We start from the raw sequence: 14,025 nt of genomic DNA, 5'->3' as shown, positions 1-14,025 counted from the left end.
CCCGATCGCCACCCGTGTGGCCGTGCAGCTGCGTGTCGGGGTGATGACGAAGTAGCTCACGCCTTTCTCATCCAGGGCGGTGACGTTGATGCCGATGTCCTTCTGCGGCGTCCACTCGGTCGGTGAGGAGCCGATCGGGTGCATCTTGGCGGTCAGCTGTCTGTGGGCCGGCAAGACGGTGCTGGGAGTTTGCGCCGTCCTGGTGGGGGCGTTGCTGGTCGACCTGGCGGTGGGTGAGCTGTCGGAGGGGTCTGGATCGGGGGTGCCCGAGGTGACCGGGGGACGGGTATCGGTGGTGTCGGTGGTGTCGGTGGTGTTGGTGAGGATCGCGATGCCGGCCCAGCCCAGCAGGGGCAGGGCGACAGTCGCCGTGGCCAGCGTCCAGGGCCGGGTGCGTCTTGGGCCGGCCGGAACCTGTCGGGCATGGTCGTGTGATCCGTCCGCCGCTTGGGGTGGGAGGGAGGGCAGTTGGACGTTTCGCTTTGTGGGCGGGGCGGGTGTGTCGTGTGATCCGTCCGCCGCTTGGGGTTGGGGGGAGGGCAGTTGGACGTTTCGCTTTGTGGGCGGGGCGGGTGTGGTGGAGCGGGCGGCGTCGGCGCGTTTCCAGCGTTCCAGGCACGCGGCCACCGCGGGCTCGCCGCCCAGCGCCCAGGCGATGGGCTCGGCAGTCTCCCAGCGTGGGAGTCGTTTGCCGCTGAGGACGTCGGAGATGGTGCTCTCCCGCACGGTGGCATCCGGGTACCGCGTTCGGCTCCGCCGCACGATGGTGGTGTAGCTGGGCTTTGCCGCGTCCCGGTGGAGTTCGCGCATCCAGGCGGCGAACTCCGCGACCGGTTCGGTGGCCCTTCCGGTTTCTTCGGAGTCGTTCGCTGTCATTCGGTTTCCCCCTAAGCCCAGGTCGTGGGTGGCTCACTGGTGCCTGTCCGCACTCGTCGCTATCTCATCGAGGCTCATCGTGTACGTGCTCGCCGTTCTCGCCCTGCTCATCCTTGCCGGTATCGCGATCGGGCGGATCGCCTATCAGAACCCCGCCCTGGGCACCGCCATGGTCACCGCCACCACCGTCCTCGCCCTCCTCTACACCGTCCTGCAGAGCTGACGCGGCAATGCCCGCTGCCCGCTCGGGGCAGCGGGACCGGTCGGCCGGGGCGTGGTGAGCACGCCCCGGCCGAGCAGGCTGTGCACACCGGGCGTTAAGCGCCAGGAAGACCGCCATGCCCGAGTCGGCTTGAGCAGTCCCTTGGCCGGACCTCGCACCCTCAACCTCACCACCGTCGGTGAGGGCACGCCGAGGAAAGCGGCCCACCGGCCGGGCCGAGGAGCCGGGATTCCGGAACTCGACCGGGGGGTGGCCGGGCAGCAGGCCGCACACCGGCCGGCCGGGCGGGCGGCACCGGGCCTGGCACCCCCCTTGCTTCGCTGGGTCCTCGCTTCCCTTGCGGGGCTGCCCCGGCAGCCCTTCACAGTCCCGCCACCGGCCGCGGTGGAACTTCGAACCGGTCACCGGGCGCAGCCCACGGCCGGTTCCTTCGCGGCCTCCCCGACCGGGACGGCAGGACCCCTTTTTTCACTGACTGACCGGAGGTCACCCAGCATGCTCGACACCCTGCTCACCCTCGTGCTGCCCGTGGCGCTGTGCCTGGCTGCGGTCTGCCTGACCGTCGTCTGCGTCGTCGCGCTCAGCTGGGCCCGCCGTACCGACACCGTCAAGGTGGCCCGGGCACTGCCGGAACCGATGCTGACCGTGTCCGTCCCCGTCGCGGATCTGCGGCCGGGATGGGCGGGGGGCGGAGTGGGACGGGTTCCGGGCGTTCCTTTCCGTCGACGCGGGCCGGGTGTGCTGCGCTGCAGGGGCGGTTGTGAGATGGCGCCCGGTGTTTCCGGAGATCGTGGCCGGCGCCGTGCAACTGCCGGACACAACCGCCGCCCAGCACGGGCGTGCCGCCTCCAGCGCCCAGCTGACCGCCCACCTCTCGCAGCACTCCTTCCCCGCCCCGGAGAAGCCCGGGGTGGAGGAAGCCGAACCGGCCGTGGGCTGGACGCGATGGAGGTCCTGGCGGCGAACGCTTCCCGTGGGCCCTGGCCGCGCAGGAGACGCGACTCTGGCCGGACAGGGAGTTCGTCGACGTCGCGCTGAGCGCGGTGCGCGCCGAGGAACCCTTGGGACACATCGAGCGCCTGGAGGCGTTCGTCGAGCAGCACCGCAAGCGCATCTGGCGATGCGCCCTGGACGCCGACGTCCAGGGCGCGGGCCCGCACGGCGGGTGCGGTGGCGATGCCCGGACTCACTGGCGATGCCGGACTCACTGGCGATGTCGAACTCACCGGACAGTGCGATCACGGCCACAGTGCCGTCGGTGCGTGCGGGACGTCCGAGACGGTCCCCCTCACACGGAACGCTTGTCAGTCCGGTCTCGAGAGGGTGCCGGTCGTGGACGGGGCGGGGCTCACCCACGCGCCACTGGACCGCCGGCACCCTCAACGGTGACGCCGCCGACGGCGTACTGGCGAAGGCGGCCTGGTCGCGGCCTGACACCTGGTCCTCACGACAGGGGAAGGTGCGGTGACGACCATGCGCCTCGATCCGAACCCCGGGAAGCGGAGCGCGAGCTGTCCGTCCCGTAGGACCCGAGGACCCGCCGACCCGGGCCGTGCGACGCCCGGCATCCCTGACGACCCGATGAAAGGTGCGGCTCTCGCCACTCCGCCCACAGCGGGGCGGGCACGGCCGCCGCGGTACCCGCTCTCCTGGACGGCCGGCTGCCAGGAGCCGGATGTGCTGCTCGCCCTCGCCGGCACACAGCGGCCCGGCCGCCGACGGGGATTGCGTGCCGGGCCGAACGGGGCGCGGGGTCAAAAGGGCATGTGGCCCCGCATGCGGCGGCCGAGCGAGCCACTCCTACCGACCGCCTTGGAGCTGCTGCTGAACGGCTTGCTCAAGAGGCGGCCCAGCGGGCCGGGGGCCTTGCCGCCCGCGCGGGAGCCCAGGCCGAGGGTCTTCTGAGTACCTTGCTCGGCATGCCTGGAGAGGCGGGGCAGGAAGAACGCCAGAACGGCGAGTATGACGCAGACAGCGATGATTCCGGCGATCATCATGGTGGGACCCCACCCCTTCTTCTGTGGTGCACTGACACTTCGTCGTGTGCGACCGCGTGTACCCGTCGAATCTTCCGCCACGCCCCGGCTCCGGCCGCCGCCTGCGACTTCGTCCACGACGTATGGGGCCTCAGGCGCCGTTGCCGGCGGCCCCCGGTCGACGACGGCCAGGCGGTCACGGGAAACGTCCGAGAAGCACCTGCGGGGCATCGGCAGCCTTGAGGCGCTGCGCCAGCCCGGCTGCCACCGCGAGACCGCCCACCGTTCCACGTACGCGAACAGGCCGGTGTGTTCGGTGAGCATCGCGAGCACCTGGTCGCGGGCGGCGTCCACGGCCTGGTGCTCGGTGTCGGTGACGAAGCCGAGCCGCCGTACGTGCGCGTTTTCGTCTTCGTCCTTCCCACTCCCATCGAGTCAGGTCGGGGGCGACGACCACGTCCACCGTGAGGGCGAAGGTGTCGACGTCGTTCGGTGTACGGGGGGGGTGGGATGCTCGTGTTCACGTACCAGTTCCACAGCCCGCCGCCCGTGTAGAACGCGTTGACGCTGAACCACGCGGCCAGCGCCTTCCACAGCAGCAACTCGGTCTCCCGCCACACCGCCACACCGCCCCCCCCCCCCCCCCCCCCCCCCCCGAGCCCCTACACACCGGTCGCCATCGCACCGAACACCACCACGCGCGCACCGAGCGGTCGCCGTCGGTACGGGCCTTGACGTAGAGGGCTGGCCAGTGGGTCTCGGCTCCCGGCTAGCAGGCGGCTACCAGGGCCTCGCTGGTGTCGGCGATGACGCGCCCCACCGCCTCAGCGCGCCTCGGGGCCGTGGGCAAGCCGCCGTCCGGGGACGGCGGCTTGCCCAGACTTCTCTTGGGCTTGCCCACGGCTACCGGCGCCGCCCGATCCGGAACACGCCGCGGCCCTTGGCCACCGCCGGTGGTTCGGCCGCCGCTCGGGCTACGGCCTCTTCCGCCTGGCGGCGCGCGAGGCGTTCGGCTTCGGCCCGATCCCTGGCCGCGTCCGCGCACGATCCGCACAGGCCGTCGCCCCAGGACCGGTCTCACCCGCGTACCTGCGTCCAGCGGTCGTCGGTGAGCCTCGCCCCGCAGTTCCGTGCCCACCGGCCGCTGCGCTGTCTGCGGTGAGACGGACCCTCGCATGGGCTGCGACCACAACCACGCCACCGGACTGGTGCGCGGGTCGTTGTGCGTCTCCTGCACCCTTGCGAGGGCCTCGCCGTGAGGGGCCGGCCGCGAGCATGCGCTGAGACAGCTGCCAGGGTGGGCCCGATCCCGGGAAGAAGCACTCGTTACCAGGGGATGTGGGTGAGCGCCCATGCGAGCAGGGTGCTGGTGGCAGTGGCGGTGGCGGCGCTGGCGACCGCCAGGACGAGCTGGCCGGGCCTTCGGCCGGCACGGGCCCTCATCGCGAGCCGGTGGTGCCGACGGTGGTTCGGGTGCTTCTTCACGGTCGTCTCCCCTTCGATGTGCCTGACTTCTGTGCCCCCGGATGGAGCAATTGGTATGACTGTCAGTCAGTGCGGGCCCAGGTTGAAGCGACGCAGGGTTATGGGCACGACAACCATGGCCCTGAGCCCGACAACAAGGGGTTGTCGCCCCGGGGGAGGGGACGAATGGCAGAGAACGCCAGCGGTAAAGGGGGCCGTCCGTGGGGGGAGCTGAAGGGCGGGAGGCCGGAGGCCAATGACCTGGCCACGGCGATGCGCAAGTGGCTCCGTGCCTCGGGGATGACAGCGAGGCAGTTCCACGCGAAGCTGCAGCCGGAGGACTTCACCGGCGGCAGAATCCCGTCGATCGACACCGTCTACAGCCGGTTCGCCGGCATCGCCCCGGACTGGGAGTTCGTCAGCGCGGTCGTCCACATCTGCTCGCCGGACGTGGTCACGATGAACAAGTGGAAGGGTGAAGCCCAGGAGCTGTGGAAAAAGTGGGTCGCCGCGGAGCGCGATGGCAAGAAGGCCCGCAAAGGCGTGGCGCAGCACGGTGGCCTTGTCGTCGAAGTGCCCGATATTCCCGGCCTTCCGGCCACGGCCTCCGCGGATGAGCGTCTGCTCGCCGCGTACGACAAGATCCAGCAGATGTACGAGGCTCAGCTGATTGCCACCAAGAGCCACCATCGCCTCGAGATGCTGCTGTTCCTCATGCTCGGCAGGGAGAACGACCACCTCCAGCACATCGCGCGCCTGGAGCAGCAGCTCGACAGCGTCATGGAACAGCGCACGCCGGACCCTGCCCAGATCGCCACCCTCCGCACCATGATCGAAGAGGCGGAGGTCAGGGAGCGGCAGCTCCTCCAAGCCCGGGACAAGGCGCAGACCGAGCGTGACATCGCTCAGCAGATGCTCGACCACGCCAACCGGACGATCAAGTGCCTCCAGGAGGAGATCGAAAGGCTCAAGGCCGGCGCGGTGTCCATGGGGACAACCGTCGTACGCCTTGAGGACGCCTTCGTCAGCGGCCTCAACGACGTCGACGGAGCGCTCGGGCAGATCCAGCGGATCCTCGAAGAGGAGCACGACCAGCTCTACCGCCTGCGGCGGCGACTGGGGTGGCGTCTGGTGGATGGCGGCATCGCCTCCGCCCCGCACGTCATCGCCGGGCAGGTTGTCGATCCTGCCGGCCGCGAACATCCGATAACGCCCGACAATCCGCCGACCGGGCAGCTTGCGGCCTCCGCCTTTCCCGACAACCCGGCCACCGGCCACGCACTGCCCAAGCCCAGGCCGCCCGCCCTCCTCCTGGCGCAGCGCATCGGGCGGGCCACCGCCTCCGCGAAGAGCGTGGTCCGGCGCGGCGTCCACACGGCGGTGCCGTATACGTTGCGCTTCACCGTGCTCGTGATGATCGCCGTGTGGTCGATGATCGTCGGCAGCACCTTCACGGAGATCCGTCGCGGCGACGCCTCGCTGCTGAGCGTGACTCTCAGCGCGGTGGCCGGTCTCGTCCTGCTCGGTTGTTTCCAGATCAGAGTGAGGCAGATAGTCAAACGGGGCATGACCCGGGAACACGCGTGGGAGGGCGACTCCCTGTTCATCGGCACCACCAGGCAGAGGGTCATCCAGTACTACGTCCGGACGCCGACGCTTCTTCAACTGGTGGGACTGGCGCCCTCCCTCACTGCACCCCAGTACCTCGGCCCCCTCGACACGCTGGGCCGGGAGCTCGCGCATTTCCTCGGCATGGCCTAGGGGTCGGGGTCGTTCGTGGTCTCGGCGGGGCGGTAGGGGCTGACGGGCTGACAAGGGGGCCGGTGATTGCGCCGTGTTCGTCTGGTCCTCCGACACAGATGGCGCACAAGGGGGCAGGGCCGGGGCGCGGTCGGACCGGCCCTGCCGGACGGGGGGCCGGGTCGGCCCCTTGCAGACCCGATTCGCCGGTTCGCCTCCGGGAGGGGGACTTCAGCGTCGCGGGCTGTGCAGTGCTGACCGGCGAGCGGGGGTTTCAGGCGGTGGTGCGGTTGCCTTGGCGTGCGGCGAGCGCGGCGTCGGCGCTGGGGTGGACGGGCAGGAAGGTGTCCATCCCGGTGACGCTGAGCAGGCGGCCCAGCCGGTCGGGGATGGCCGCCAGGGTCAGGGAGCCGCCGGCGTCCTTGGCGCAGCGCCAGATGCCGACGAGGGCGCCCAGGCCGGAGGAGTCGCAGAAGGTGACGCCTGAGAGGTCGGCGACCAGGTCGGGGTGGCCGTCGGCGAGGAGTTCCAGGGCGCGGGCCCGCACGGCGGGTGCGGTGGCGATGTCGAACTCACCGGACAGTGCGATCACGGCCAGGGTGCCGTCGGTGTGCGGGACGTCGATGTGGAATGCGTCGGTCATGGGCGTCGGTTCTCCTGCCCGACGGAGGCGTCGGCGGTCGGGGCGGCGGCGCTGTGGGCGGTGGTGGTGATGCCGCAGGGAGCGGCGTCGGGGGTGGGGACGGACAGGGCCAGCAGTGCCACGTCGTCGCGTTCAGTGTCGGGCAGGGTGTCCAGGAGGGCGACGGTGTCGTCGATCAGGGCGCCGGCACCGACCGGCGCCGGCCGCCGGGTCAGGAAGTCGATCAGGCCCGTGTCGGCGAGCATGCGGCCATCGGCGGTGCGGGCCTCGGTCAGCCCGTCGGTGTACAGCAGCAGTCCCTGGCCCGGTGCCAGGTGCAGGGTGCGTGAGGCGAAGGCGGCTTCGGCGAACGCGCCGACCAGCATGCCGCCCTTGGCGTGGACCGCCTCCACCAGCATGCCGCCGTCCTGGGTGGGGCTGAGGTGGTAGGCGGGCGGGTGGCCGCCGGTGGCCAGCGTGACCGTGAAACCGCCGTCCCGGGCCGGGTCGAGCAGACCGAAGACGGCGGTGCAAAAGCGGGTGCCGACCGCCGCGTCCAGCAGCAGCGCGGTGTTCAGGGCCTTGAGCGCGGCCGTGGGTTCGGCGTCGACGAGGGCTGCGGCCCGCAGCGTGTAGCGGGTCAGTGAGGTGATCGAGGCGGCTTCGGCGCCCTTGCCGCACACATCGCCCAGGAAGAACGCCCACCGGTCCCCGCCCACGGGGAAGACGTCGTAGAAGTCGCCGCCCACTTCCTGGGGGGAGGCGGTCTTGTAGTGGCAGGCCACCTCCAGCCCCGGTACCGCGGGCAGTGCCGGGGGCACCAGGGTGCGCTGCAGGGTGGAGGCGAACGCGGCGATGGCCGCCTTGTCCCGCTCCGCGCGCTGCCGGGCCTCCTCCTCCGCCTGGCGTTTGTCCTGCTCGGCGCGCACGACGTGCAGCGCGGACAGCCGCAGCTCAAGCTGGTCACGCACCACCGCGGCAAGGTCCGCGAGCGTGGCCGAATCCGCCTCGCAGATCTCGCGGGGGCGGGTGTCCAGGACGTTGACCGTGCCCAGCCGGTACCCGTCGGCGGTGATGATCGGAGCGGCGGCGTAGAACCGTACCCCCATCGGACCGGCGACCAGCGGGTTGGAGCAGGCGACCGGATCGAGCAGGGTGTCGGGGATGACGGTGGTGTCATCGGTCAGGACCGCCGAGGCGCACAGGCCCGGATCCCGGCCGATCTCGGTGACGCCCTCCAAGCCGTGCGTGGCCTTGAACCAGATCCGGTCCTCGTCCACGATCGTCACCGTCGCCACCGGCACCTCGAACAGGCGGGCGGCCAGCGCCGCGACTCTGTCGTAGGCGCCGTCCGGCGGAGTGTCGAGAATGTCGTAACGGCGCACCGCCGCCATCCGCGCCGCCTCGACCGACGCGGCCGGCGGGTCCTTCGGAGTTATCGCAGGCGGGCTGGCTTGCTCCGGCATGGTCCTCGTCTCGTCATCCCCCCCAGGAAGGCACCGACCAGGCAGCCAGCACCCCGAAACCCTACCGAACACCCCGGCGTCACCGCTCAGAAGGCGCCGCCGAGCGGCCGGTCCGTAGGCTTGCGGAAGAAGCCCGTGACCCACGGGCGTACGCGCTCACGGTCAGCCGGCGTGGCAGTGCCCACGTACTCCCCCACGATGTCGTTCCGGCCGGCGGGCCCCGTTCGGTGGAGTGGATGCCGGGCACGTGGTGTCCACTCCCGGAGGGTGGGCTCCACGCGGGGTGGAGTGGAGGCAGGGCGTTGCCGGTGCGCACCACCGCACCGGGTGCGCACCACCGGGTCCACTCGGTGGCCGGTGTCCCGGCCGCGGTGCGGTTTCGGGCTGCTGCCGGCGGTGCGCCTGCTGGCCGTCCGAGCGGACCGGGCGGACCGGACGGACCGCGTCGGAGTCGGCCTGTGCGGTGTGGCGGTCCCCCGCGGGCGCGGGCGTCGACCCGTGCGGTGTGGCGGTCCCCCGCGGGCGCGGGCGTCGGCCTGTGCAGTGTGGCGGTCCCCCGCGGGCGCGGGCGTCGACCCGTGCGGTGTGGCGGTCCCCCGCGGGCGCGGGCGTCGGCCCGTGCGGTGTGGCGGTCCCCCGCGGGCGCGGGCGTCGGCCCGTGCGGTGTGGCGGTCCCCCGCGGGTGCGGGCGTCGGCCTGTGCAGTGTGGCGGTCCGCGCGGGTGCGGGCGTCGGCGGCCGCCTTGGTGAACGCGTCCTGGAGGCGGCGTAGTCGGCCGGCGGTGAGATCGAGGGCCCACGTCCGTAGGGGACTTCCGCAGGGCCCGCAGCGCCGTCAGGGCGATCGCCTCCCCGCCAGCGGCACGTCCGGGTCCTGGTCGTCGTGCCCGGGGTCGGCCGTCCCGGGCGCGAGCAGCTGCTCGGGCATCGCCGCCTGCTGGTGGGCGACGTCGTCGTACGCCCGGCCCCGCACGGCGGTGGCGGGCGGTGGCGGGGGCGGTGGGCAGCTGTTCGCGGATTGCCGCGCCGGCGAGGACGGTGCGCTCGTACGGGAGCGGGACGCGGGGTCTCCCCGCTCCCCCGCGTCGTGGCCCGGGGGCCGGTGCGGGGCCGGGTCGCCGGGACCGGGCCCCGGGGGATGCCGGTCCGGGCCGGGCACGGGGGCTGAAGGCGGGCGGAGGGCGGCGAGCGGCGGGCGGCGGGCGGCGGGCCACGCTCCGCGCTCCTGCACCGTGTCCACTGCGCGGCCGCAGGGCGGTTGGAGGTGACGGGTGTGAGGCGGGGACGCGCCCCTCACCTTCTGTGCCCTGCGGCACGCCCGCGGCCGGTGCACGGACGGCCGGCCAGGAACGGTGTATCGGGCGGCCGTCGTTCGCGGCGCCCGACAGCATGGAGCGCGCGCCGGCGGATGCCGGGACGGCGGCCGGTGCGCAGCCGGGGTGCCGGGTGGCGTGGTGAGGGAGCGGTGAGGGTGGACGAGGGGTGTTTCAGCCGGCGCGGTCTGCTGCGGGCTTCCGCGGCAGGGCTGGCGGTGGCCGCGGTGCCGGCCGTTTCCTGCGGGGCGGCGGCCGGCGCCGGCCTTGCCGGGTGCGGGGAGGGCGGGGAGACCGTCCCTCGGTACCGGGAGGTGACCGGAGGGTCGGTCACCGCGTCGCGGGACGGGTCCGTGCTGATCGTCGAGGTGCAGGGCGTGCTGTGGCGGGTCCCCCCGCAGGGCGGGACTGCTGCGCGGATCACGGAGTGGGAGCTGGAGGCCACGCGGCCGGCGTTGTCACCGGACGGCGCGACGCCGGCGGTGGGCGGCTACCCCGGCGGCGGCTTCCATCTGTGGACGCTGCGGACCGACGGCAGCGCACTGCGGCGCATCACCGACGGGCCCTGGGACGACCGGGGCGTGGCCTGGTCGCCCGACGGCAGCCGTCTCGTCTCCGCCTCCGAGCGCGGCGCAGACCCGGTGACCGGGGCGCCGTTCGGCCTGTGGACGGCCAAAATCTGACCACCCACCTCCAGGCGACCCAGCGGCTGCCGCACGGCCACGCCACCACCCCGGCCGGCCGCCTGTACCAGGACGTCGTCGAGCAGTACGCCGACGGCGCTTTCGCCCTGGTCATGACTCCGTTCTCGGCGCAGTGCCTGCTGGGAGCGGACCCGGCGCCGGCCGACGACCCGCGGGTGCGTGCCCTGATGCCCCCGTGGGACGCCGCCGTGGTCGGGGAGCGTGCGCGCACCCCGCCCACGCGTGCGCAGCGGGCGGCGCTGGCCACCGAGATGGGCCACTACCGCCGTCTCACCGCCGCCGGTGCCCGGGCGGCGTTGGGCACCGACGCGCCCCTGGTCCCGCCCGGCCTGTCCCTCCATCTGGGTCTGCGCGCCCTGCACCAGCACGGTTTCACCCGCGGCCCGGGCGCTGCACTGCGCCACCACCGTCGCGGCACGGCTGTTCGGCGTCGACCGCGACCTGGGCACCGTCGAACCCGGGAAGATCGCCGATCTCACCGTCGTCGACGGCGACCCCTTCACCGACTTCGGGTGTCTCGTGCACACGGTGCTGGTCCTGCGCGACGGTGTCGTCCACCGCCGGGAGGACCTGGTCCGTCCCCGGGAGACCACCGCCCGCCCAGCCCCCCGCTGCGGTACCTGGCTCGACGTCGCCGAGTATCTGCAGCAGGGCTCGTGCTGCCACCCCAGCGACTGACCTCGCCCCCAGGCGGCTCGCGCAGCAGCCCAACTCGAAGGCCCGGTTTTCGTGTCGATGCGCGGTTGACAAGGGGTTCTGCTCCGGCCTGGGAGCCGGGCACCAAAGGGGGTTCCCACAGGCTCTTCGAAGTGGCGCCCCAGGGAGTCCCCTTGGGCTTGCCCAGTGCGGGCCGGGTCGGCGGTGCAGGCAAACGGGGAGCGGGAGCGGCCCGCTGGTATTGCCCCCAGAGCGCGTCTGGGCCCCGGGCCTGACCCGCACGCTCCATACCGGTAGCGACTGCCCGCGATCCTGGCCAGGGGCGGCCGGTGGGCGTGCCGGAATCCCGGTCGTCGCATCACGGCCCCGCCACCGGGAGGGGATGTGGCACCGCCCGGGGCTGCGGCCCGGCACGGCGCGGCGGTCATACGACCGGGAGCGGGGCCGTGATGCGACGGCCGCTTGTCACCGGCGGCGCAGGGCGAACGCGACATCGAACGCGCCGATCAGCGCCGAGGCCATCGTGCCCCAGCGCTGATCGGCGCGGCCGGCGAGGGGTGGGCCAGGCACAGGTAGCCGGTGGCGCCCAGGAGAAGGCCGACGACGACCACCACAAGCATGAGCACAACGGGATCGGTGCCCGCGCGCTGCTGGGTTGGCTGCACGGGCATGGCTCTGGTTGCGAGAACGGACAGCGGATGTTCGCCGGTTCAGGAGGCAGTCGGCCCCGGCGAGCGAATCGCAATGTTCACGGCTTTCGACGACAGCACTGGTACCGCGAGGTTGCTGCCGGGGCGCTCGATGGCCGGGGCCACGGGGTGTCTAAGGTCGCGTTCCATGACGAGGACCACGCCCCCACGCCCGCTCGATGTCGAGGTGCCGTTCCCGGAACTGGCTGCCTACCGAGGTACGACGACGCGGCTCCACCCGCGGCCCGGCAGCCCTCAGCTGTCGGCCAGCTCGGTGGGCGGCCCGATACTGTGGCCGGCGGACGAGCCGTGGCCGGTATGCGGTGAGGCCCACGGCCGCGGGTGGGGACGGCGCCCGGCCGACACTCACCGCGACCGGCAGGTCCTGACTGCCGCGTGGGACCCGGCACAGAACCCGCACCCCACGCAGGAGGAACGAGAGCTCCTGACCGAGCTGCGCCTGGAGCACCGGCTCCCCGAAGTGCCGCAGACGGATGCACTGCCGATGATCGGCCTGGCGCAGCTGTACCGGCGCGATGTCCCCGACCTTCCGGCGGGGCCGGACGACTGCGACCTGCTCCAGGTGTTCTGGTGCCCTTCCAACGCGCATGGCCCGAGCCAATCCGACCTGGAGCTGCACCTGCGCTGGCGGCGGTCCTGGGAAGTCGGGGACGTACTGGCCATACCCCCACAGCCGCCGGTCGCCGGGTCCGACGGGTTCGTGCCCGAGCCGTGCGTGCTGCACCCGGAACAGGTGGTCAGCTACCCGTTCGCCGGCCTCCTGCCCGAGGAACTGTGTGCCCGGCTCGACGCCTGGGACGAAGCCCAGGAAGAGCCGGCCGCTGGGTCGACTGACGCCAACGCGGCCGTTCCGGTCGGCTACCAGTACGACCTGTCCATCCCGCCCGGCTGGCGCGTCGGCGGCTTCGCCTCCTGGCACAAGACCGACCCGTACCCCATGGACTGTCGGACCTGCAGCACACCGATGCGCCTGCTGCTGACCATCGACAGCTCGGAATGGGACGGCGGCAGCGGCAGCTGGAAACCGCTTGAAGACCGAGACCTGCCCACCCATCTGCACTCCACCCCCACCAAAGTCACCGTGGGCCGATTCGGCGAGCTCAACGTCTTCGCCTGCCCCACCGATCCCGACCACCCGCACCGCTGGAGCATCCAATAACTCACCAGCCCTCACCTGGTACGGCACTCCGACCGCCGGTGAGCGCGATGCTCACGCTTCTCATGCACATCGAGCCCGCCGGGCCGCCGACGCCTCCCAGACTCGTGTACAGATGCTGTCGGCTCTCGTAAACAAAGCCACAGGCTCCCGGCCCTGGTGCTGGTGCTGGGTCGGTAGCGGTGGACATGAGGTTCCCCTCCCGGGTAGGCGCCTACGGACGATCCGCAGACAAGACGCAGCGCAGCGCGCTGCGGACCGGCACCGAGGCCGCCCTCACCCGGCACCTGGGGTGCCGGCAAGCCTCTCGGTCGGTCCGAGCCGGCCAGTGCCGGTGGACATGAAGGTCCCCTCTCCAAGTAGGCGCCTGCGGGCGGTCCGCGGACAGCAGGCGGCAATGTCGGCCTCAGGTCTGTGTCGTAGCCCGGAGACGGGCGGACAGCAGGGCGCGACAACACACAGTGCGGCGCCGGCCGATGGGCTTGTCGGCACCGTGGACTGGCCGGCCGATTGCTTCCTCTGTCTCAGTTATAGCCATCTGAAGCGGTGGACCGGCCCAGGTCGCTGAACGGCAAGGACATCACCGTCTCCGGCCTTGCCCGCGCGGCGAGGGTGGATCGCACATTCCTCTACCGACACCGGGACCTCCTCGAGCGTGTTGACCCCGCCGCATCGGTACCGCCGGCGCAAGGGCGGATCGCAGCCGTCAGCCGGGCATCCCTCCAGATCGACCTGGCCAACGTCCTCGAACGCAACAAGCGCCTCGCCGCGCGCGTTCTCCAGTTGGGAAAACGCCTCTCCCAGACCCTCGGCGAAGCCGCCTGGGCAGAGTCCGGTCTCGGGGCACCGGCCGACATCGACAAACTCCAGCGACGCATCACCATGCCCGAACAAGAACTCGCCGACACACGAGGGCAGCTGGAGAAACGAACCGACGAATAGGACGCTTCCCGGGCGGACTACCGGGAACTGACCCGGGCCCTGAACCAACCCCGCTGACCACCAGTCCAGACTAGCTGACCCCGCAGCCACCCCAGGGCAGTGACTACGCGCCGCTGCGCGGGTCGGGTGATGCACGAAGTGCGGCAGCACGTCGTGGAGGCCATGGTGGAGTGACCA

The 14,025-nt window shown here is 72.1% G+C and carries 13 protein-coding genes; 7 read left to right on the top strand and 6 right to left on the bottom strand.

Annotated features, from left to right (window positions below; genetic code table 11):
* On the bottom strand, positions 1–876 hold an 876-nt coding region (locus tag ACSUPT_RS29110), incomplete at its 3' end, for a hypothetical protein (RefSeq protein WP_436946148.1).
* A gap of 28 nt (positions 877–904) precedes the next feature.
* On the opposite strand from ACSUPT_RS29110, the gene ACSUPT_RS29105 reads away from it, so the two are divergent.
* Positions 905–1,099, top strand: a complete 195-nt coding sequence (locus ACSUPT_RS29105) for a hypothetical protein (protein ID WP_351968086.1) — start codon at positions 905–907, stop codon at positions 1,097–1,099.
* Positions 1,100–2,853: 1,754 nt separating this feature from the next.
* On the opposite strand, the gene ACSUPT_RS29100 is transcribed toward ACSUPT_RS29105, so the two are convergent.
* Complete coding sequence (locus tag ACSUPT_RS29100; RefSeq protein WP_399218555.1) at positions 2,854–3,096, bottom strand: DUF6411 family protein; 243 nt, start codon at positions 3,094–3,096, stop codon at positions 2,854–2,856.
* 1,109 nt (positions 3,097–4,205) lie between these two features.
* On the opposite strand from ACSUPT_RS29100, the gene ACSUPT_RS29095 reads away from it, so the two are divergent.
* Positions 4,206–4,334 carry an endonuclease domain-containing protein gene (locus ACSUPT_RS29095; protein WP_436943058.1) on the top strand — a complete coding sequence of 43 codons (129 nt, stop codon included), beginning with the start codon at positions 4,206–4,208 and terminating at the stop codon, positions 4,332–4,334.
* A gap of 67 nt (positions 4,335–4,401) precedes the next feature.
* On the opposite strand, the gene ACSUPT_RS29090 is transcribed toward ACSUPT_RS29095, so the two are convergent.
* Entirely contained in the window at positions 4,402–4,560 is a 159-nt protein-coding gene (locus ACSUPT_RS29090) for a hypothetical protein (RefSeq protein WP_399218509.1), read from the bottom strand.
* Positions 4,561–4,725: 165 nt separating this feature from the next.
* Between ACSUPT_RS29090 and ACSUPT_RS29085 the strand changes: the two genes are divergently transcribed.
* A complete protein-coding gene (locus tag ACSUPT_RS29085) occupies positions 4,726–6,300 on the top strand; it encodes a hypothetical protein (protein WP_436943060.1) in 1,575 nt (524 codons plus the stop codon).
* Between the two features lie 253 nt (positions 6,301–6,553).
* Here the strand turns inward: ACSUPT_RS29085 and ACSUPT_RS29080 are convergent, their stop codons facing one another.
* The 3 genes from ACSUPT_RS29080 to ACSUPT_RS29070 form a co-directional block, all read right to left on the bottom strand.
* A complete protein-coding gene (locus ACSUPT_RS29080; protein ID WP_351968334.1) occupies positions 6,554–6,922 on the bottom strand; it encodes an STAS domain-containing protein in 369 nt (122 codons plus the stop codon).
* Complete coding sequence (locus ACSUPT_RS29075) at positions 6,919–8,367, bottom strand: PP2C family protein-serine/threonine phosphatase (RefSeq protein ID WP_436943063.1); 1,449 nt, start codon at positions 8,365–8,367, stop codon at positions 6,919–6,921. Before ACSUPT_RS29075 ends, ACSUPT_RS29080 begins: the two co-directional genes overlap by 4 nt.
* A gap of 834 nt (positions 8,368–9,201) precedes the next feature.
* Complete coding sequence (locus tag ACSUPT_RS29070) at positions 9,202–9,339, bottom strand: hypothetical protein (protein ID WP_436943064.1); 138 nt, start codon at positions 9,337–9,339, stop codon at positions 9,202–9,204.
* A gap of 654 nt (positions 9,340–9,993) precedes the next feature.
* On the opposite strand from ACSUPT_RS29070, the gene ACSUPT_RS29065 reads away from it, so the two are divergent.
* The 4 genes from ACSUPT_RS29065 to ACSUPT_RS29050 all read left to right on the top strand — a co-directional run bounded on the left by ACSUPT_RS29065 (position 9,994) and on the right by ACSUPT_RS29050 (position 13,848).
* Positions 9,994–10,362 carry a TolB family protein gene (locus ACSUPT_RS29065; protein WP_436946147.1) on the top strand — a complete coding sequence of 123 codons (369 nt, stop codon included), beginning with the start codon at positions 9,994–9,996 and terminating at the stop codon, positions 10,360–10,362.
* A 303-nt stretch (positions 10,363–10,665) separates the two neighbouring features.
* Positions 10,666–11,061: an amidohydrolase family protein gene (locus ACSUPT_RS29060; RefSeq protein ID WP_436946146.1), complete on the top strand. Its 396-nt coding sequence runs from the start codon at positions 10,666–10,668 to the stop codon at positions 11,059–11,061.
* 816 nt (positions 11,062–11,877) lie between these two features.
* Entirely contained in the window at positions 11,878–12,909 is a 1,032-nt protein-coding gene (locus tag ACSUPT_RS29055; protein ID WP_436946145.1) for a hypothetical protein, read from the top strand.
* A 543-nt stretch (positions 12,910–13,452) separates the two neighbouring features.
* Entirely contained in the window at positions 13,453–13,848 is a 396-nt protein-coding gene (locus tag ACSUPT_RS29050; protein ID WP_436946144.1) for a hypothetical protein, read from the top strand.
* Positions 13,849–14,025: the final 177 nt, after the last annotated feature.

This window comes from Streptomyces sp. SudanB25_2051, assembly GCF_964272635.1.
Classification (GTDB): Bacteria; Actinomycetota; Actinomycetes; order Streptomycetales; family Streptomycetaceae; genus Streptomyces.
This window is presented reverse-complemented; position numbering and strand designations above follow the sequence as displayed.